The organism is Spiroplasma endosymbiont of Panzeria rudis (assembly GCF_964019705.1).
GTDB lineage: Bacteria > Bacillota_I > Bacilli_A > Mycoplasmatales > VBWQ01 > Spiroplasma_E > Spiroplasma_E ixodetis_A.
In genome coordinates this window covers 225,049-245,455 of the sequence record NZ_OZ026460.1, presented here as the reverse complement: position 1 = coordinate 245,455, position 20,407 = coordinate 225,049, and the positions used below count along the sequence as shown (strand labels likewise).

At 23.3% G+C, this 20,407-nt stretch carries 19 protein-coding genes and 8 tRNA genes; 11 read left to right on the top strand and 16 right to left on the bottom strand.

From position 1 onward, the window contains the following. Window positions 1-382: 382 nt before the first annotated feature. Window positions 383-1,482 (bottom strand): IS3 family transposase gene (locus tag AACK89_RS01390; RefSeq protein WP_338977768.1). Its coding sequence is split into 2 segments (ribosomal slippage): window positions 383-1,239 and window positions 1,239-1,482, totalling 1,101 coding nucleotides; the frame shifts between segments, so codons are not numbered across the junction. A 977-nt stretch (window positions 1,483-2,459) separates the two neighbouring features. On the opposite strand from AACK89_RS01390, the gene AACK89_RS01385 reads away from it, so the two are divergent. From AACK89_RS01385 to AACK89_RS01375, 3 genes are all read left to right on the top strand, one after another. After that, window positions 2,460-3,029 (top strand): hypothetical protein, encoded by a 570-nt coding sequence (locus AACK89_RS01385; protein WP_338978786.1) that lies wholly within the window; start codon window positions 2,460-2,462, stop codon window positions 3,027-3,029. A gap of 143 nt (window positions 3,030-3,172) precedes the next feature. After that, window positions 3,173-4,414 (top strand): hypothetical protein, encoded by a 1,242-nt coding sequence (locus tag AACK89_RS01380; protein ID WP_338978783.1) that lies wholly within the window; start codon window positions 3,173-3,175, stop codon window positions 4,412-4,414. Then, window positions 4,365-6,389: a hypothetical protein gene (locus AACK89_RS01375; RefSeq protein WP_338978780.1), complete on the top strand. Its 2,025-nt coding sequence runs from the start codon at window positions 4,365-4,367 to the stop codon at window positions 6,387-6,389. The genes AACK89_RS01380 and AACK89_RS01375 overlap by 50 nt, the downstream gene beginning before the upstream one ends. Here the strand turns inward: AACK89_RS01375 and AACK89_RS01370 are convergent. Together AACK89_RS01370 and AACK89_RS01365 are read right to left on the bottom strand one after the other, a co-directional pair. After that, a complete protein-coding gene (locus AACK89_RS01370; protein ID WP_338978777.1) occupies window positions 6,386-6,664 on the bottom strand; it encodes a hypothetical protein in 279 nt (92 codons plus the stop codon). The two genes, AACK89_RS01375 and AACK89_RS01370, sit on opposite strands and share 4 nt — an antisense overlap. Window positions 6,665-6,690: 26 nt before the next feature. Next, a complete protein-coding gene (locus AACK89_RS01365) occupies window positions 6,691-7,101 on the bottom strand; it encodes a hypothetical protein (RefSeq protein ID WP_338978773.1) in 411 nt (136 codons plus the stop codon). A gap of 303 nt (window positions 7,102-7,404) precedes the next feature. On the opposite strand from AACK89_RS01365, the gene AACK89_RS01360 reads away from it, so the two are divergent. From AACK89_RS01360 to AACK89_RS01350, 3 genes are all read left to right on the top strand, one after another. Continuing rightward, entirely contained in the window at window positions 7,405-8,523 is a 1,119-nt protein-coding gene (locus AACK89_RS01360) for an Mbov_0401 family ICE element transposase-like protein (protein WP_338978771.1), read from the top strand. A gap of 799 nt (window positions 8,524-9,322) precedes the next feature. Beyond that, complete coding sequence (locus AACK89_RS01355) at window positions 9,323-9,550, top strand: hypothetical protein (protein WP_174481002.1); 228 nt, start codon at window positions 9,323-9,325, stop codon at window positions 9,548-9,550. Further along, window positions 9,550-9,747: a hypothetical protein gene (locus tag AACK89_RS01350; protein ID WP_281749520.1), complete on the top strand. Its 198-nt coding sequence runs from the start codon at window positions 9,550-9,552 to the stop codon at window positions 9,745-9,747. The genes AACK89_RS01355 and AACK89_RS01350 overlap by 1 nt, the downstream gene beginning before the upstream one ends. A gap of 53 nt (window positions 9,748-9,800) precedes the next feature. Here AACK89_RS01350 and AACK89_RS01345 read toward each other — a convergent pair. The 3 genes from AACK89_RS01345 to AACK89_RS01335 all read right to left on the bottom strand — a co-directional run bounded on the left by AACK89_RS01345 (window position 9,801) and on the right by AACK89_RS01335 (window position 12,196). Continuing rightward, a tRNA-Gly gene (locus AACK89_RS01345) sits at window positions 9,801-9,874 on the bottom strand. A gap of 643 nt (window positions 9,875-10,517) precedes the next feature. Next, a complete protein-coding gene (locus AACK89_RS01340) occupies window positions 10,518-10,646 on the bottom strand; it encodes a hypothetical protein (RefSeq protein WP_281749467.1) in 129 nt (42 codons plus the stop codon). Between the two features lie 5 nt (window positions 10,647-10,651). Continuing rightward, the gene (locus AACK89_RS01335) at window positions 10,652-12,196 is read right to left on the bottom strand and encodes a sodium-dependent transporter (RefSeq protein ID WP_338978769.1); all 1,545 of its coding nucleotides are present in this window, start codon (window positions 12,194-12,196) and stop codon (window positions 10,652-10,654) included. Window positions 12,197-12,684: 488 nt separating this feature from the next. Between AACK89_RS01335 and AACK89_RS01330 the strand changes: the two genes are divergently transcribed. Further along, window positions 12,685-13,713: a hypothetical protein gene (locus AACK89_RS01330; RefSeq protein WP_338976001.1), complete on the top strand. Its 1,029-nt coding sequence runs from the start codon at window positions 12,685-12,687 to the stop codon at window positions 13,711-13,713. 73 nt (window positions 13,714-13,786) lie between these two features. On the opposite strand, the gene AACK89_RS01325 is transcribed toward AACK89_RS01330, so the two are convergent. The 7 genes from AACK89_RS01325 to AACK89_RS01295 all read right to left on the bottom strand — a co-directional run bounded on the left by AACK89_RS01325 (window position 13,787) and on the right by AACK89_RS01295 (window position 14,459). Next, a tRNA-Leu gene (locus AACK89_RS01325) sits at window positions 13,787-13,868 on the bottom strand. 65 nt (window positions 13,869-13,933) lie between these two features. Then, a tRNA-Leu gene (locus AACK89_RS01320) sits at window positions 13,934-14,021 on the bottom strand. A gap of 6 nt (window positions 14,022-14,027) precedes the next feature. Next, window positions 14,028-14,102 (bottom strand) — tRNA-Lys (locus AACK89_RS01315). Between the two features lie 16 nt (window positions 14,103-14,118). Continuing rightward, a tRNA-Gln gene (locus AACK89_RS01310) sits at window positions 14,119-14,193 on the bottom strand. Window positions 14,194-14,203: 10 nt separating this feature from the next. Further along, window positions 14,204-14,288, bottom strand: a tRNA-Tyr gene (locus tag AACK89_RS01305). Window positions 14,289-14,299: 11 nt separating this feature from the next. Further along, window positions 14,300-14,376 (bottom strand) — tRNA-Thr (locus AACK89_RS01300). A gap of 7 nt (window positions 14,377-14,383) precedes the next feature. Next, a tRNA-Val gene (locus AACK89_RS01295) sits at window positions 14,384-14,459 on the bottom strand. A 284-nt stretch (window positions 14,460-14,743) separates the two neighbouring features. On the opposite strand from AACK89_RS01295, the gene AACK89_RS01290 reads away from it, so the two are divergent. The 4 genes from AACK89_RS01290 (at window position 14,744) to AACK89_RS01275 (ending at window position 16,869) form a co-directional block, all read left to right on the top strand. Next, window positions 14,744-15,172: a hypothetical protein gene (locus AACK89_RS01290; RefSeq protein WP_338976000.1), complete on the top strand. Its 429-nt coding sequence runs from the start codon at window positions 14,744-14,746 to the stop codon at window positions 15,170-15,172. 118 nt (window positions 15,173-15,290) lie between these two features. Beyond that, complete coding sequence (locus tag AACK89_RS01285; RefSeq protein ID WP_281748332.1) at window positions 15,291-15,605, top strand: hypothetical protein; 315 nt, start codon at window positions 15,291-15,293, stop codon at window positions 15,603-15,605. Between the two features lie 9 nt (window positions 15,606-15,614). Next, entirely contained in the window at window positions 15,615-16,241 is a 627-nt protein-coding gene (locus tag AACK89_RS01280; RefSeq protein ID WP_338962067.1) for an isochorismatase family cysteine hydrolase, read from the top strand. Between the two features lie 193 nt (window positions 16,242-16,434). After that, window positions 16,435-16,869, top strand: a complete 435-nt coding sequence (locus AACK89_RS01275; protein WP_338978767.1) for a hypothetical protein — start codon at window positions 16,435-16,437, stop codon at window positions 16,867-16,869. Between the two features lie 160 nt (window positions 16,870-17,029). Here the strand turns inward: AACK89_RS01275 and AACK89_RS01270 are convergent, their stop codons facing one another. The 3 genes from AACK89_RS01270 to AACK89_RS01260 all read right to left on the bottom strand — a co-directional run bounded on the left by AACK89_RS01270 (window position 17,030) and on the right by AACK89_RS01260 (window position 20,314). Further along, complete coding sequence (locus AACK89_RS01270; RefSeq protein WP_338978765.1) at window positions 17,030-18,340, bottom strand: glucose-6-phosphate isomerase; 1,311 nt, start codon at window positions 18,338-18,340, stop codon at window positions 17,030-17,032. 170 nt (window positions 18,341-18,510) lie between these two features. Further along, a complete protein-coding gene (locus tag AACK89_RS01265; RefSeq protein ID WP_252318945.1) occupies window positions 18,511-18,888 on the bottom strand; it encodes a S1 RNA-binding domain-containing protein in 378 nt (125 codons plus the stop codon). A 326-nt stretch (window positions 18,889-19,214) separates the two neighbouring features. Then, window positions 19,215-20,314 (bottom strand): IS3 family transposase gene (locus tag AACK89_RS01260; protein ID WP_338978762.1). Its coding sequence is split into 2 segments (ribosomal slippage): window positions 19,215-20,071 and window positions 20,071-20,314, totalling 1,101 coding nucleotides; the frame shifts between segments, so codons are not numbered across the junction. Window positions 20,315-20,407: the final 93 nt, after the last annotated feature.

The following is a 20,407-nucleotide window of genomic DNA, read 5'->3' as shown; positions in this document are numbered from 1 at the left end:
TCAAAAGTATTATTTTTTATGTTATTATATATTCATAATTTAATAACTGTTCAGTCCTAATATAGATATATTTCTATGTTAGGATTTTTATTAAATTAAAGTTGGGAGGTTCCCAAAAAAGTAGGAAGATGAATTACTATAAAAATAAATTCTTTCCAATATTACTATTTCAAAATGATGATAGACAAATTAAATTCTCTTTTACCCTTAAATTTATATTCGACGTATTTTAAAAAATATAGATTTTATAAGATAAAATAAAAATTATTCTCAAAGGAAAAAGACAAGAAATAATCTTGTCTTTTTTTGTAATTGTAAAATTTTAAAATTTTTAATAAATCTGGAATGGCAACCCTTTTTAGGACTATTTTTTGGTAGACATTTATTTTTGATAATTAACTGGAGTTAAGTAGTTTAAAGTGCTGTGAATTCTTATGTTGTTATATCAGTTGATGTAATCAAATAATTCTAATTTTAATTGGATTAATGATGTAAAATTTTTATCATTAATAAATTCAATTTTGAAAGTTTTAAAAGTTGCTTCAGCAACAGCGTTATCATAAGGACAACCTTTTTTGCTTAAAGAGCGATTAATATTGAATGCTAGTAAAAGTTTATCAATAATTTTATTATTAAATTCATTACCGCGATCACTATGAAATATTTGAATATCTTTTAAACAACGATTTGAGTGCATAAATGCTTGATGTACTAATGATGCATCTTTTTTAGTACCTACACTATGTCCAATAATTTCGCGGTTAAATAGGTCAATTAATAGGCAAATATAGTTTCATTTACCATTAACTTGAACATAAGTTAAATCACTAACAATAACTTCATTTTTAAGCCTATTATTAAAGTTTCTATTAACGATATTGGTTATTTGACTATCGTTGACTTTATTATGATGATTTTTGAATGATAATTTAGTGTATTTTGATATTAAATTATGTTTATTCATAATTTCTTTAATTTTTCTGCGTGACAAATAAATATTCTTTTCTTTTAGAACAACTTTTAATCTTCTTGTTCCATAAACTTCTTTATTTTCTTTAAAAGCACTAATAACAGCTTCATCATAAATATTATTTTGTTTTTTTTCTTTTTCCTTTAAATTAAAATAATATGTTGATTTAGAAAGTTTTAAAAAACGACACATTGTGCGAATTTTATATTTAACTTTATTTTTAGCAATAATTTCTATTTTCTGCCTATTATTAGTGCTGCTTGCTTTAAAATATCATTTTCCATTCGTAACTGTTTTAATTCTTTTCTTAATTTAATTAATTCATTTTCTTCAATAGAACGATTATCTTTAGTTTTAAAACTGCCTGAATTAGTAAATTGCTTAATTCAATTATAAGTAGCTGCTCTTGTAACATTGTACTCTTTAGCAAGACAAGACACTGACTTACCGCTTTGATATAAAGCTACTATTTGTTTTTTAAATTCATCGGTATATGAGTTAATATTGGCCATAATTATAGTTCCTTTCTTTTAACTAATTTGTTCACTTGTCTACGTAATTAGTGTCCAATAAAGTGTAACCTATCCAAGAAAATAAAATTGAGATTAATAAACAAAATATTGATGATATTAAAAATAACTGATTTAATATTGAAACTAGTCCATTATGAAAAGAGATATCTAATGAACTTTCAACTGATAATTTAAATAAAGAAATATTAGTAATATGAGGTTATATTTATGAGAGTGATATTTATAAATATAAATATACTAGAAAATCTATATTTAAATTAAATGAAGAATATGCAATAAAATCATATACTCTATTAGATACTTTTTATTCAGATAAAACTAATAATATTAGATTATATTTAACTTGCAGTAATTATAAAATTCGCGCTAGTGCTACACCCGGAACATATTATTCAGCATTTATTTCTAAAATATATCAATATCAAGGAACTGGAACACCAACTGAATTTATATCGGAAGAAGGTACTGAACGTGATTATTATACAAAACTAGAAACTAATAATTTATTAGATAAAAAACAAAATAAATTAATTGCTGGTACTAATATAACTATTGATGAAAATAATAAAATTAGTGCTATTGGTGGTTCTACTGATTTAACTGATTATTATAAAAAAGAAGAAGTAGATAAAAAATTAGAAGATACAAAATCACAATTTCCTATTGCATTTCAAATAAATGCTATAAGTCAAGAAATTCCTAATTTAGAAACTACTAATAAAACAGTTGCTGGTGCTATTAATGAAAATAAATCAAATATTGATAAAAAACAAGATAAAGAAGTATGAAAAATAATAGGTAAAAGTTTTGATAATCGTACATGAGAAGATTTTGCTCTTAGTTTTAATAAATATTATAGAGTATTTATAACATGAGATAAACCACCTTTTAATCAAACAAGTGTAAAACTAAAAATAGAATTTAAATCTAGTTCTACTCATATAGGTGGAGATTATATGCTTGTTAAAGCTAAAATTGATAATGAAGATGCTTCATTAATTATTAAATTAGGAACTGTTAATAGAAAAAGTCAATTAATTATTATTGGAGGAAATAAACAATATGGAAATATATTTTCATTAGAAGAATTACAAGATACTATTAAAATAGATATTACACCAAAATTAAAAATTAATTCAAGAAGTTTAGAAACTAATGAAATTGAAGAAAATATTTGAGATATTGAATTAAAAGATATTCCTCCAACACCAAGTCCAAGTGGTTCAAATTGAAAAGAAGTAGGAACAAAAAAAGATAATAAAACTATTCAATTTAATTTTATTAAAAATAAAATATATCGTATTTATTACAATTATTGTGTTACTAATGATAAAACAGAATATTCATGAATATATAAAGAATTTATATATAGTGGAAATAATAATACAGAATATTTAGATAGTTTTATATATACAGATGGTTCATATACGTGATTACAAGTAAATAAAAATAGTATATTCATGACTACTGTTCCATATCCTTTTACATTTGGACAACTATTAAAATTACAAGAATTACAGGAATAATATTATGTTTTTTAAAATTATAAAAATTATTTTAGGTTTAATTGGAGTTTTATTATCGTCTGCAACAGCGGGTTTAATTATATTTATTATTGTAAAAATCATATAAAAAATTAATCAAATATTTTAAAAAGGTGGTGAATATTATGTTAGGTAGATTTTTTAGAAAAGATAAAAGTAATATTAGTGATAATCAAAATGAAAAATTAAAATTTTTAACTAATAAAAATAAAAGTACACATGCTTCAATTTTAAATTATTTTGGTTTTAATGATTTTAATCATGAAACTTATTTTACTGATTTTGTAGCAGAAAATAATGCTAATTTATATAATGCTCCATTAGATATTAATAATGAAACTATTAAAAAATACTTAATTCAGCAAGAATTTTATAGAAAAAATTGAAATTCTATTTTTAAATTAAGTAAATTAGGAATTAGTGGTTATTTAATTTATATTGCTAATGATGATTTATATTTTCAAGTAGTAGATATACAACAAAGAGTTTATGATATTGGTGGTAAATTAATTCAATGTACTATTTTTTATGATAGTTATGAACAAAATGCACAAACAGTAAGATTATTCGAAGTTTATACATTAAATAATGAACAAGTAACTATTAATCGTGCAATTTATAGTATTAGTGATAATAAAAAACAATTTCCATTAGATTTTAAATCATACATTAATAATCCTAATTTAGCACAAGAACAAATACTAAATATTAACTATATACCAATAGCAATTATGCGAAATAAAGCAAATGAATTAGCAGATTGTGATAAAGTAATGGATAAAATTAAAGCATTAGATGTTATTTATGAACAAATTGTTTTAGATACCATTTTAAATTCACCTAAATTTATATTTAGTCAAACTTATGGTAATGTTCAATCAGCATTAGAAGAAGCAGTAAGAACTTTGGTTACTAAAAACTACATATTTAAAAGTGGCGGAGATAATAATGAACAAAATGAAAATATCAATATGACAAATAGCAATTTTAAAGGTAAAAATTTAACTGATATATACGATTGAAATATTAATGAAATATTTAAACGTTGTGGTATTCATATACCAAGTCAAAAGAAATCTGCACAACAATCAGTTCCCGAAAGTACAGCAGTAAATATTTCAACTATTAATTATATTGAACAAAAATTATGACAATTTAATATTGATATTCTTAAATTTATTCAAATATTAGTACGTATTGATAAAGATTTATTAACTAGTAAAACATTTAATATTAATGATGAACAAGAAATTAATAACTTAACTGTTAAATTAAAATTATTTAACCCCGAAAATAACCAATTAATAGGAGAGAACAATGGAAAACAACAACAAACCACAAACGAAGTTTCCACAGAAACAAACTAAACTTAATCAAGCAGAAGTAGAAAATGATTATTTAATTGATAATATTCCTTATGACTTTACTAATATGATGGGTGCTACTAGTGACCCTGATATTAATAGAGCATACGATGAATTTAAAAAAAGAACAATTTATATTTATGAAATTGAACGTTTATTTAAAAATAATGAAAATAATAGTTTAAGATTTTCAGCAAACACTATTAAAATTGGTTTTATTGATATTGATAAAGTATTAAAAACTACTGCTGTTGAAACATCAGACTTTACTATGCAATTAAATCAAAGAGCAAGTACCAATATTAATGATAATACAATTGAATATAGTATGACTGATATTAAAAATTTAATTTTTCAAGAAATAAATTTATTAAATCAATTTAAATTATATGCAGTTAGTATAAATGAAACTTTAACTGAAAATAATATTGATAATTTATATATCATTAATAATTATTCACAACCTTATCAAAATCCAAAAACTAGAAGTACTAAAAGTATTACTATTATTAAAATTAAAGATTTTAAAACAAGAGATGGTTATCCAATCATTATTAAATTACAAAAACCATTAGATAAAGATACCAAAGTAATTGGTTTAAAAATTAAAGCCCCTAGAAGCATGATTTTTGGCAATATAAAGGTACTTGGTGAAGTTGACAATATGGAAGTATACCCAAAGTTATTTGTTAAAGATAAGATAGCATTTCCACTATTATCAATGCCTATTGAAACTCAACCAAAAGTTAGAATATTACAACAATGATTTAGTGAACAAATATTACCATGAAATTTAGCAAAACAATTTATAGGCCAAGAAAAATCAGTTTTAGATTTAATTGCTATTGGTGGTGGTACTGAAACAAGAAAAGAAATTATTAATAATGCAAGAGTAACTAATGCTAAAATAGGATATGATGTTACTAAAAATTCAAAAGTATGACCATTATCTGATGAACTAGAATTAAAAGATAAAAAATTAGAGTCATGATTTTTAGCAGGTAACTATAATTTATTTATTTCTACAACAAATAAATTTCATGATGTTGAACTAGAAATAAAAGATAGACCACCAATTGATAGTTTACAAAAAGTATTATTAGATATGTTAACTTATACATATACCTATAATAGAAATTTTGATGGTGCATCGTTAAGTAATGTTTTAAAAGAAATGAATGATTTAGACAAAATGCGTGCTAAGTTTGAGGGACAAAAACCAAATGAAGTTATTACCAATTTATTTAAACAATGAGAATTAGATTATCCAAATTATACAAATTTACCACAAGTTAAAATATTAAAACAAATAGTTATAATGCTATCAAAAAATATTTATTCAACTATGTCTATTAATAATGGTTTAAACGATGATTATAAATTATTATTACCTTATTATTTTGAATTAAAATCAAATCCTATACATTCTACACCCGATAAGGTTTGAGAATTTAAAGATATAAAAGTAGTATTAAAATCTGCGTATTTTGATTTTACAGATATCAATAATATTAAACTAAAAAACAATGACATTAGTCAAAATGAATTATTGAAATTAGATGATAATCAATTTAACTGACTATCCATAACTAATGAATTAGAAAGCAATAATATACCATCATTAATTCCGGCAGATTGAACACTAGGTAATGGTGAGTATGGTAAATATTTTACACGATTAGTAACTGATAAAAATAAATTAGAAAGTTTTTTAAATTTATATGGTTCAAATAAATCACAATTATTTTCTAAATTAGAGTTTTATAAAGAAATATCACAAATCGATAATAATAGTGAATTTGAATTACAAATTGAAAACCCGATTAATAATTTAAATCGGATTGAAGTTAGCGGAGTATTTGGTGCTGGTAATTATGATTTAATTTTAATAACTGATAAGCAAGAAATAAATTTAAAAAATATTAATTTATTTGATAAATATAATGAAAATATTTCTTATATAAATCTAGAAATTTAATTATCAAAATATCCATCTGGATAAATACCATCTCATTTTACTGCGTCATCAGTTAATTTATTTGATGCTCAGTAAAGAGTAATTTTATGTTTATTATTTACTGGTCTTGCTCAAATTATTGCCCCCCAGTGCGCTTCATGGTCGTAATCAAAAAAATATGTTAATTGATTAGTTTTATTATATGAAACTATTCCTAAGATTAAACCGCTAACACCAGTTATTACAGCAAATGATAATGCTATTTTTTGAAAATTTGTTTTTATTCATGTTTTCATCTTAAATTACTCCTTTTTTTTAAATTTTATAAAACTGTACGACTATTTGAGCAATAATTACTTTTTTCATTAGTTTTAATTTCATTATTATTTATACTATTTACTCATTTTTGACAATTTTCATTTTTTCATTTTTTTTCAAAAAATAAATCTCATTTTATAATTACTGTTTTAAGTTTATTTATTTTTTTACTTATTTGCATAATTTTGATTTTATTTTCTTTGTTTTTATTAATTTTTCCAAAAGTAAAAATTGTAATAAAAAAGTTTTTTATTTTTGATTCTTTTTTAATTTTTATTATTTCATTATTCATATCACTAATTGTACTTTTTGCAAGTTCATTTTTTTCTTTAACTATTTGTTCAGTTGTTTCTTTTAAATTTGTTGTTTCTAAAAAATTAAAAATTCAATTATATTCTTCTTCAATAATATTCATTATTTTAATTACTCCTTTTTTTTCTTAATTTTACTTCTAAATTGTACTGATTTTTCATTATTTTTACAAGTATGCTTTTAAACGTAAAATAACGCCTAAATACAAGGTGTTTATTTTGTGATACCTATACTATTAATTGTATTGAAATTGTTTATTATATTTTAAATATGAAAGCATTTTTTAAAATATTTTTTATTTTATTTAAAATAACACTTATATATTTATATAATAATTAAGTAAATTAATTTTTTAAATATATTTACAATAAATTTAGAATTTTTTAAAATAGTTAGGAGCAAAAATATGAGTTTTAATTATTTATGAACTTTAAAAGAAGCAACAAAAAAAATGTATCAATCATTTAGAGACGATATAAAAAATCAATGAGAAAAAACAGATTGAAGAATATTAAAAGAAAGAGATAGAAAATATATTCCAGTTAAAATTAAAGAAAGAACTAGAAATACTATCAATGGTCTTGTTATTTATAAATGTCGTGATTATAAATATTATTATGAACAATTAAAAAAATGAGTAAGAGTTTGTTTATTAGATGAAGAATTAGAATTACCTAAATATAAAAGAACTTGTCAGGATATCAAAAATAATGTTATTGAACATTTTGCTGACGGAAAAAGATATGTTGATATTTTACATACTATGAAGCAAACAAAATTTAGTACAACAAGTATTAGTAGATTATTTCAAGAATATCAAGTTAATAAATTAGATGTTCCTAAAATAAAATTAGAACCAAATCAATTTATTTATATTAGTATTGATGATGGACATCGAAAATTTTGAAAATTTAAACGCAATTCTGGTAAATATTCAATGCGTTTAGTATTATTTTGTACAGATAATGTTAATCATAAATTAGTTAATAAAAGAGCAGATGTAATAATAAGACCAACAAAAACAGCAATTGGTGTTAAAAAAACTGCTGAATTTATCAAAGAACAAGGAAATAGATTTTTTGAAAATTTTGACCAAGCAAAAATTATTATTTGTGGAGATAGTGCAGGATGAATTAAAGAAGTTGCTGATTATTTAGGTGCAAGTTTTGTTTTAGATAAATTCCATTTAGTTAAAAAATTATATGTTGGAATAATTGCTGGAAATAAAGGAAAATATTTTGAAGAATATAAGATTTGTAGAAATTTTATTGAAAATGGTCAATATGATGAGTTAATAAAATATATGAATGAAATATTAAAAAACCATAAAAAATTAAAAAAACAATATTTTAAAAATAATAAACAAGGTATTGAAAATCAAGGTGCAAAGTGAAATATAGGTTGTTTTACAGAAGGTAATATTTGACGTATTTTAAAAGAAATGCTTGGTAATAGAACTTATAACATAAATATTTATATTAAAATGGTTATTTTTAAATGTAATCAAATAAATTTAAAAACATAACTTAATTAATTTTTTTTATTAAAATTTTAAAAACTTATTAAATTAAAAGTTAATAAGAATTTTTGTTGTGTATAAATATTAATTTTATTATTGATTTTTTCAATTTTTGTATTTTAATTGAAATTAATTTAATTTAGTAGTAAGATGTATTTACAATTGCATATAATTACAATTATTTCTTGTCTAAAATTTGAAAGAAATCTTTAAAAAGTAATTATATCCTCCGTTTTTGTTACCGTCCCATTAAAGTTTTAAAGAAAAGGAAAAAAAAGATTAAAAGAAATTCCTAAAGATAAAACTAAAACAAATTAATTAAAGTAGCATTAAGCAATAGAACAGTTCTTGCTTATGCTTGAGACGCCAGATTAGTCAATAAGAAACATTGTGAGGTTGAGTTACAAATTATGAAACAAATGATTATTTTTGTTTCTATTGTTACACCTGACTATGTAGAGATGAAAAACTTAGTTAAAAAATGACAAAAACAAGTGAGTGATTTAATAAATAAAACTGAAGTTCCAATCAGTGAATATAAAAAATTTTGTTTTAAAAACAATTTCAGGACAATTATAAATAAAGATTGCATTTGCAATCTTTATTTATCTCTTTATATTAATTTTAAGTTATTAATTTTTTTTATTGATTTTACTTGGAATTTCTTGTAAATGAGTTACAATTGTATTAAAGTTTTAAAGGAACTTTGGAGCAAAATATTTTGGTTTTTTTATAGATCTCGTTTAAATTTTTGTATTTAAATTAGGTTTTTTGTTTTATTATATCGTTTAAAGGAGTGAGAAATATGAAATCACAATTTTATAGAGATGGAATAATTTATTATGCAATGAATTTAGAAAAGTGAGCAAATGTTGAAAATAAAACTTATTTTATAAAATATCATGATGTGATTTTAAAATTAACTGATATCATTAATTGTTATGATTTAAAAAATATTTCTGAAGTAAAAGTTTATAAGTTCTTAGCAGATGCTTTTAATAGTCGAATTTTAAAAGAAGTAGGGGATAACTAATGAAAATTAATTTAGAAGAATGCACAAATAATAAAATAAAATATTTAGAATCATTACCAGAAAGAACTAATGGAATGTCTTTAGTTATGTATCCAGTAAATTCATGAGCAGAAATAGTTAATAAATGTGCTTGCAGTAATTCTAGTGATGAAGAAACAGCAGTAGTACTACAAACTAAAAAAGGTCCTAAAATATAAACCATTATAAAATAAAAAAAGGCGTATTAATTACGGCTTTTATTTTTTTATAATGGAGCGGGTGATGGGAATCGAACCCACGTCTTCAGCTTGGAAGGCTGTAATAATACCATTATACGACACCCGCAGTTATGTTAACCACCATGTATTTATATCATATTACTAAAATTAAAGTCAACTACTTTTGATAAACAAGTTAAAAAAAATTATTTTTTAATCTTTTTTTTCAATATGTTTATTTTTTTTCTTTTTAAATAAAAGAAGTTTTTCTTTAAAGAAAAAAATACAAAAATAATTGAAGCTATAGCAAAAAAATGAGCAATTAATCATATAATTCAGAATTTATTAATATTTAAACTGAAAAGAAAAGTTGAACACAATATTGTGATAATTAGTGACAATGTTAAAAATACTAATAAAATTTGTTTTTTATTAGTAACTCATATTGGCATAATAAAAATAAATAGAATTATACTAGTAATTGGTCAAATCATAATTTGAATTGAAGTATTCATAATTTTGGCAACAAATGAGTTTTGAGATTTAGGAAAAAAATTATTAGTCATAAACATTAGTCAAACTAAAAATAAAAATAAAGAAGCAATTGTTAAAGTTATTTTGCTAATTAATAAAATTTGTTTTAATTTATTTTTTTCCATTTCACTCACCATTTAATAATAAGTTTTGTAATCTGGCATTTTGATGCCAGATTACAAAAAAACCTAATTATAATACTTTATCATAAGTATACTAAAATATTTTAAAAAATATTATTCTTTGTTATTTTCTTTTCTTTTTTGTTTTTTATGACTTTTAAAATCCATTATGACAAAGAAAATAAAAAGACCAATAATACTTACTAAAGAAATTACCATTAAAATAATTGCTCCAACATCCATGTTTTTTAACCTCTTTCAGTTTTTGTTTTTATTTTAAATAATTTATTAAAACCATTATGAATATTTTTATGATAAGTTAAGATAAAAGTTAAAAGTAAAACTAATCCAACACCAAGTGTTAGACCAACTGTACCATAGACAAAATTAGCATTGATAATATTAATAATAAAATCATAGATACCAGTAGCAATATTAATTAAAATTAAAATTGGTGCGATAATTAAAATTACTATTTTATATCCTTTTGTTCATTTCATTCATGAATTTTCATTATTATATAATTTTAATGTATCATATAATTTTCAGCCATATGGACTAATACCAATTAATAAAATAAACCCAATTATTAGTAATCAAATTTGTGCTACTCAGATTGCTAGCCCATTAAACAGCGCTGGTGAATTACTAAAGGTAAATAATACTGATACTGCCATTGCTCCTAATAATGATATTGCTAATGCTTGTTTGCGCTTTAAATGAATTTCATATTCTAGACCATTTACCATTGATTCAACTTGACCAATTAGTGAGGACATACCCGCAAAGAAAAGTGTAACAAAAAATAATATTGCTAAAATATTTCCTAAAATAGGAACTTGATTATTAATAATAGCAAATAATTGTGGTATTACTTGGAAAATCAAAGCAGGACCTGCTTGAAATACATCTTTAATATCAGTTTTACCTTGATTTTGAGCAATTGCACCTATTGAATTAAAAACAATAATTGTTGTTAATATACCAATAACGCTAGTACCAAAGGCTACTACAAAAGCTTGATTAGTACTATCTTGTTTTTCGGGAGCATGAGCTGCATAAATATAAATGGTTCCTGTACATGTTGATAACATAAAGAATGATTGACCAAAAGCATCTTTTCATAATCCAGGATTTAATAATTCTTTAGCATCTAAATCAAACATTACATTTAATCCAAGTTTAGCACCCGATAATGTACTAGTATAAATTGCTAAAATAATAATCATTAAAAATAAAAATGGAATCATAATTTTATTGGCTTTTTCAATTCCTTTTTCAACACCACCTAATAGAATGATACCCAAAATAATTCATACACCAATTGTTGCAAGTAAAATCATTCAATTTAAGTTACCTAGGCTATTTAAATTGCTAATATCTTGATCATTTGTTTGTTGTAAAATATTATGATAAAAATAAGAACCTTTATTTAAATTAGAAGTAAAACTAATAATAATATTAATTAAAGTTCATCCTACTAAAACACTATAATAAGTACTTAGTAAAATAACGGTTGTTGAATGCAATCAAGAGAAAAAAGCACCTTTTTTACCTCCAACCTCACTAAAAAATTCAATATGATTTTTGCGATATTTATTACCAATTGTCATTTCAATAAATAAAACTGGTATTGCACAAATTACCATACATATTAAAAAAGTGATTAGAAAAGCACCATGATGGTTATACATTTGAGTTGGAAATCCTCAAATACCACCTAATCCTACTGCCGAACCCATTACTGAAAGTAAGAATCCTAATTTTGAGATATTTAAGCGTTGTTTTTTCATATTAATAAATGACCTCCTTTATAACAGTTAATTATACAAAAAAAAATATTTTATTAAAACCAATTTCAGTAAATAAAATTTTGCGATGTTATTTATTAATAATGTGTATTGAAAAATATATAGAAAATCAAAATTTTATTTTATTAAATAAAATGATATTATTAAAAATAAATAATAAGAAAAAAACAAGGGTTTTGAGTAAATTTTAAAAAAGATTAATAAAAAATAAAACTTTTCCTTATATAAGGAAATAATAAAAATTTATTTTTTAGTGTTATTAATTTAATTATTTAAGTTTTTAAAATTATTTTTCATAATTTTAATATTAATGATTATATTACTTTCATTTATTTAATATAGGGTTATAATACAAGAAGTAATAAATAAAGACTAGAGTTTAGCTCATATTTAAGGATTGTAATTCTTAATATGGGTGTTTTTATATTAATTTTATTACTTTAAATTATTTTTTAGAAAGGATGAAAAATATGGATTCATCACCAGCAAGAAGTTATTCTTCTACAGAACAATTATTACCAAATGATTTAATATCAACTAATAATAGAAATAGGGTAGCACCTACTATAAGAGATGTATTACTTACTATTGGTAATTCAATGGTAACTGGGGGTAACTATTTATTATATCAAGATGGAGTATTATCACTAGTACCAGCATTATGTTTTATGGTGGAAGGCGCAGTTAATTCAAAAATTTCGTTAACTAATTTAATATTAAGATATCGAAATATTAATAATGTAAGGATTAATAATTTATTAACAGGAGTAAGTTTTGCAACAGCACCATTATTACCACTAGCAGTAGCTTGACTTAACTGACCAACACCCAATCCAGATACATTACCTGTTACATATGCTTTTATTACAGCAGCAGCAGCTTCAAGTTTAAATCACATAGTGACAATCAGTAAAAAAATATCAGAATGTTGTGCACCTAATAATGAAGAAAATGTAATAAATCAACAACGTAATATATGACAAAAAATAGGTAATACAGCAGCAAGTTTATTAGCACCAATAACTATTGCTAGTGCAATTACTGGTGTTAGTCTTTTTGCATATCATGAATTAAGTAATCCAAATAATAATGATGATGATCAACCATTTTATAAAAAAAGATCAATTGCTTTTTGAGAAACAATAGCTGGTCTTGCAACAGTTGGTACTGGTTTATTAATAAATACTGGAATGGAATTATATGAAAATTGATGTGCGGATGTTAATAATTTTGATGAAGAAGATACTTATGAAAATGTTTCTAGCAGTACATCTTCGCCATCATCATCAAGTTCTGAAGATAGTGATGATAATACTTCATTATTAAATAAATCTTTTAATCCAGAAAAAATTAATAATGGAGAGGAAACACAATCAGTCATGTCAACTTCTCATGTTGTTGAAATACCTGATCCTAAACCACTTAATATAGCAACATTAAATTCTGAAGAACGTTTGCCTATTAAACAACCATCTTCAGAACGTCGATTATCAGTTTAATAATATTTAATGTTATAAAAATAAAAAGGTATTCTTTTAAGAATACCTTTTTATACTAATAATTTAATATTAGTGGTGCCCAGAGCGGGACTCGAACCCGCATGATTTCTCGGTAGATTTTGAGTCTACTGCGTCTGCCATTTCGCCATCTGGGCAAAATATAGTTTACTTATTTATAAAAAATGAGGAATACTTCCTCGTCATTAATAAATATATAAAATGGTGCCCAGAGCGAGACTCGAACTCGCACAACCTGTAAAAGTCATCGGATCTTAAGCCCGACGTGTCTGCCATTTCACCACCTGGGCATCAAATGGTGTCCCCGGCAAGGATCGAACTTGCGACACCTCGGTTAAAAGCCGAGTGCTCTACCGCTGAGCTACGAGGACAAATTAATAAAATATATGGCTGAGGTGGTTGGATTTGAACCAACGCATGACGGCGTCAAAGGCCGTTGCCTTACCGCTTGGCTACACCCCAATAAGTAATATGGTGGAGGGGGAGGGAGTCGAACCCCCGAACTCGAAGAGATCTGGTTTACAGCCAGGTGCAGTTGGCCACTTTGCTACCCCTCCATAAATAATAATGGTGCTGATGACAGGAATCGAACCTGCAACCTACGGTTTACAAAACCGTTGCTCTGCCGGATTGAGCCACATCAGCAGGTAAATGGTGGAGTATGACGGACTTGAACCGCCGACCTATTGCTTGTAAGGCAATTGCTCTCCCAGCTGAGCTAATACTCCTTATTTTTTGTTTTATTAGAATTATTTATTCTTAAAAAACCTTAATCATTATAATAGATATTTTTCACATTTACAATTATTTTTTAAAGATAATGTAAAATTATTTTATTTTTAATTATTTTTTAAAAGAAAACTTAAGAGAAAAAACCAAAAAAAGTAATTTTATGTTAAATATTACTATTTTATACCTATTTTCAGTTTTTATATATTTTAAATATAATATTTTTTTAGAGTTTGCTACAATTTTTTTGAGACATATTTATATTAAAAGAAAGGGAAAATTTATGCAAAAAATTTGAAAAAAATTATCAAAGTTAGATAAAATTAGTTTTTACGTATTTATAACTATGTTAATAGTAATGATTTTAGGATTAATTTTAATTGGAACAGTATCTTGAACAGTTAAACCTCTAGGAGCTAAAGTGGCCGAAAGTCATGATGGGTTTTGAATTTTAAGAAATTCTCATCCTTGAACTATTGGAGATTTTATTAAGGGTAGTATAACTAATTTTGGTGTTACTATGTCATTAACTGATTATTTTGATAAATTAAAAATTGCAGTTGCTGCATTAGGTGGAACTGCAACTTTAACAGGTACAGCAGCACAGTTACAAATAGGATTAATCTTATCGGTTATTGCTACTCCAATCTTATTGTTTACAAGTATTATTATTTTTGGATACAGTTGTTATTTAAAAGTAGTAAAAAAGTAAAAATAGCAATTTATTAATTTTAAAAAATTCTTATTTTTCACATTAAAGTAAGAATTTTTTTATTTATTTTATAGCAGTAATATAACAATGATATAATTAAAAAAAATAGGTGATAATAATGATAACTAAAAATTGATGAAAAAAATTACCTCTTGATGAAAAAATAATTACTATTTTATTTTTTTCTGGTTTTATATTTTTATTATTAGGGTTAATTATGTTATTAAGTATTAAAATAGATATTTTTAATGGATTTAATTTTATTTATATAAATGGTGTAATTGATAGTTTAACCTATCAAAGTAGTCAAGGAATAACAGTAGATATTTTCTTTTTAAAAGTAGGAATTATTTTTACTATTTTCTTAATGCCAATTTGTTCTGGCTGTAGTATAATTTGATTTATTATTAAACGATTAATTTTTAAAAAATAGAGGTGAATAATGAAAAATAATGATTCATTTATTGAAATGATAAATAAAACTTTGGATAAAACAGTTAATTTAGATTTTAAAACTTTAAAAGGTCATAATATTATATTTATTGTTGATATGGTTAATGGCTTTGCTAAAAAAGGAAATTTATTTTCACCTAATATTAATTCAATTATTAAACCAATTAAAAATTTATTAGCAAAAGTAAATACTAATGAAACCAAAGTTATTGCTTTTAATGATGCTCATAATGAACATAGTCCCGAATTCCATACTTTTCCTAGTCATTGTTTGGAAAATACTATTGAATCAGAGTTAGTAGAAGAATTAAAATTTGACAATATTAAGATTATTAAAAAAAATAGTACTAATGGTTTTTTTGCTTTTGATTTTAAGCCAAATTTACAATGGGATAACATTATTATTGTTGGTTGTTGTACTGATATTTGTATTTATCAATTTGCTATTAGTTGTAAAACTTGATTTAATCAGCACAATAAAGAAGTAAATGTTATTGTTCCAATGACAATGACAAATACTTATGATCAACCAGAGCATCCAGCTCATATTTTAAATCAATATGCATGATATTCAATGCTTAAAAATGGCATTACTATTGTTAAGGATGTTATTTAATTAAAGTAGAGTTTTAAATAAAATAAATTTATATAAATAATAAATTTTATCCATATTATTTAATAATTTTTATATTTAGAATAGAAATTATGATAAAATAATAAAATAATTTAATAAATGTTTATACCTAATATAGAAATTAATCTATATTAGGTTTTATTAAATTAAAATATTAGAAAAGGAAGATTAAAAGATGGCTAGTAAAGTAATCCAATCAGAAAGTGAGTATCAAGAACTTGAAAATCAACAATTAATAATAAATATTTTTGAAAAATTTGAATTTAATTTAAATTTTATAAATATGAGTTATGAAGATTTATTAATATTAAATATAAAATTATTAAATAATGAATTTAATGATGTTTATCAAGAGATTATTAAGAATAATGAAATAAATGAAAAATTATCTTTCATTTTTATTGAATGTATTAATCAAGGTTTTTCTGAAGAAAAAGTACAATATTCTATTCAAGAACAAATAACTAAGCATATAGTAGAAAGTTTTTTAATTAAAGAACAAGAACAAAAAATGGTAAATGAAATAAATCAATTTGATTTTATAAATGCACCATCAACTAGTACTGGTATATATCATTTACCATCATTTAAAATACAACTTAACTTATAATTACATTTATTTAGATTATTATTTGCAAAAAAATGTCATAATATAATATTGTAAATTAATAAGTGAAAAACAACTAAGTAAATTATATAAAAACCATTCTTTTCAGAATGGTTTTTATATAACTATATTTTAATGTTTTATTAAATTTATTATTAGGAAATTATTTTTTACCTAATAATGTAAACATTTTCTTTTTGTATACTTCAACACCAGGTTGGTTAAATGGGTCAACACCTAATAATTTTGCACTAACAGCACAAGCCTTCATAAAGAAATAACTAGCATAACCAAACATTTTGCTATCCATTGTATCCCATTCTAATAAAATATTTGGAGTTTTTCCTACTATTTCATCACTATGAGCTTCAATAGTTCCTTGTAAGGCAATATTATTAATTTCATGTAAAGAATGTTTTGTTAAATAGTTTAATTGATCATTGTTTTCTTTATCAAGTGGAATTTTGATATCTTCATTAGGTTTTTTGATTTTTATTACTGTTTCAAAAAACATTTTTGAACCTTCTTGAATAAATTGGCCCATTGAATGTAAATCAGTTGAAAAAACAACACTAGCTGGTAATAATCCTTTGCCATCCTTACCTTCTGATTCACCAAATAATTGTTTTCATCATTCACATAACATTTGCATTTGTAATTCATAGCTTACTAAAATTTCAACTGCTTTATTATTAGTTTTATGTAAATGATAGCGAGAAACTGCATATAAATAAGCATTATTAACATCAATTTTATCACTTTTACATTCTTTTGCTGCTAATTGTGCACTAGCAATAATTTCTTCACAGTTAATTCCTGCTACCATCATCGGAAAAATACCAACAGGAGTTAAAACAGAGTATCTACCACCGATATTATCGGGGATAACAAAGCTTTCATATCCTTCTTCTTTTGCCAAATCATGGAGTACTCCTCTTGTTTTATCAGTAGTAGCGATAATTCTGTTATTAACAATATTCTTATTTTTCTTTTGTTTAATTAATAGTTCTTTTAACAAACGAAAGGCAATTGCTGGTTCAGTAGTAGTTCCTGATTTAGAAATAACATTAATGGCAAATTCTTTATCTTTTAAATATGATAAAACTTGGTGAACATAAGTTGAACTCATAGTATTACCCATATAAATTACTTTAACAGGAGCAGTATTATTAAATAAACCTTGCACCATATCAATTCCTGCTCTAGCACCTAAATATGATCCACCAATACCAATTACTACTAAAACTTGTATTTCTTTTTGTAGTTTCAATGCTAGAGTTTTCATTCGCTTTCAAGACTCTTGAAAAGTAATGTCTTTTTGGTATGCAAATGGAAAATCAATTCATCCTAATCAACCATTTTCATTTTTAGCATTACTTTCCAGTTCGGCGTTAATCGCCGTTACTTTTTCTTGATATAAAGTTGATAATTCTTTCATATCTAAATTAGTAAACTTTAAATTAGTTTTTATCACTATTCTATAACCTCCTTATAGTATTTAAAATTAAAATATTAATTCGTAATAATACTATTTAATATTTATAATAAAAATATAGTTGTAAAAATTTTAGATTGCAAGAAAAAAATAAAAAATATTGCCATTAAATAGCAATATTTTTTATTATTTGGAAGAAAAATAGTATTTTAATTATTTTCTTCTTTTTTAAATCAATTATCAACAGTTTCTCTTATTGGTGCAAATCCTTTACCATTTTCTTCAATTGAAGAATTATTCTTTGCCACTAATCCTTGTTCTTTTGTACTTAAACTTAATTGTTGTTTAGTATGATCAATACCTGTTATTTCTGCTTTAACTGATGTACCAATTGTAAAATAATCACTAACATTTTTAACAAATTTAGGGGTAATACGACTAATGTGAATTAAACCAGAAAATCCATTTGGACACTTACAAAAAACTCCAAATTCCTTTATTCCAGTTGGAGTTACGGTAATAATGTCACCAACTTGAAATTGTTGAACATTTGATTCATTTTCTTCATTTTTAATAATTGTACTCATAATAAGTTAATTCCTCTTTCTTTTGTATAATTTAATAATACATAAAAATATTATAACATTATATTTAATCTTGAAGTTAAAATTAATAATATTAATTTTATGAATTTCTAAACATTAGAATGAGAAATTATTAATTGATTTTAAATTTAAAGATTATTAGAATATTAAATTTGTTAGCAACTTGTTTGTTTTTAAAGAAATGAATGTTATTTGTAACAATATCACTAATTTTTTTTAATATTTTTCTTTATTTTATACTTAAAACGGTAATTTAAAATAAATATTTGGAATGGCAACCCTTTTTAGGACTATTTTTTGGTAGACATTTATTTTTGATAATTAACTGGAGTTAAGTAGTTTAAAGTGCTGTGAATTCTTATGTTGTTATATCAGTTGATGTAATCAAATAATTCTAATTTTAATTGGATTAATGATGTAAAATTTTTATCATTAATAAATTCAATTTTGAAAGTTTTAAAAGTTGCTTCAGCAACAGCGTTATCATAAGGACAACCTTTTTTGCTTAAAGAGCGATTAATATTGAATGCTAGTAAAAGTTTATCAATAATTTTATTATTAAATTCATTACCGCGATCACTATGAAATATTTGAATATCTTTTAAACAACGATTTGAGTGCATAAATGCTTGATGTACTAATGATGCATCTTTTTTAGTACCTACACTATGTCCAATAATTTCGCGGTTAAATAGGTCAATTAATAGGCAAATATAGTTTCATTTACCATTAACTTGAACATAAGTTAAATCACTAACAATAACTTCATTTTTAAGCCTATTATTAAAGTTTCTATTAACGATATTGGTTATTTGACTATCGTTGACTTTATTATGATGATTTTTGAATGATAATTTAGTGTATTTTGATATTAAATTATGTTTATTCATAATTTCTTTAATTTTTCTGCGTGACAAATAAATATTCTTTTCTTTTAGAACAACTTTTAATCTTCTTGTTCCATAAACTTCTTTATTTTCTTTAAAAGCACTAATAACAGCTTCATCATAAATATTATTTTGTTTTCTTTCTTTTTCCTTTAAATTAAAATAATATGTTGATTTAGAAAGTTTTAAAAAACGACACATTGTGCGAATTTTATATTTAACTTTATTTTTAGCAATAATTTCTATTTTCTGCCTATTATTAGTGCTGCTTGCTTTAAAATATCATTTTCCATTCGTAACTGTTTTAATTCTTTTCTTAATTTAATTAATTCATTTTCTTCAATAGAACGATTATCTTTAGTTTTAAAACTGCCTGAATTAGTAAATTGCTTAATTCAATTATAAGTAGCTGCTCTTGTAACATTGTACTCTTTAGCAAGACAAGACACTGACTTACCGCTTTGATATAAAGCTACTATTTGTTTTTTAAATTCATCGGTATATGAGTTAATATTGGCCATAATTATAGTTCCTTTCTTTTAACTAATTTGTTCACTTGTCTACGTAATTAGTGTCCAATAAAGTGTAACCTATCCAGTATTTAATTTTAGATT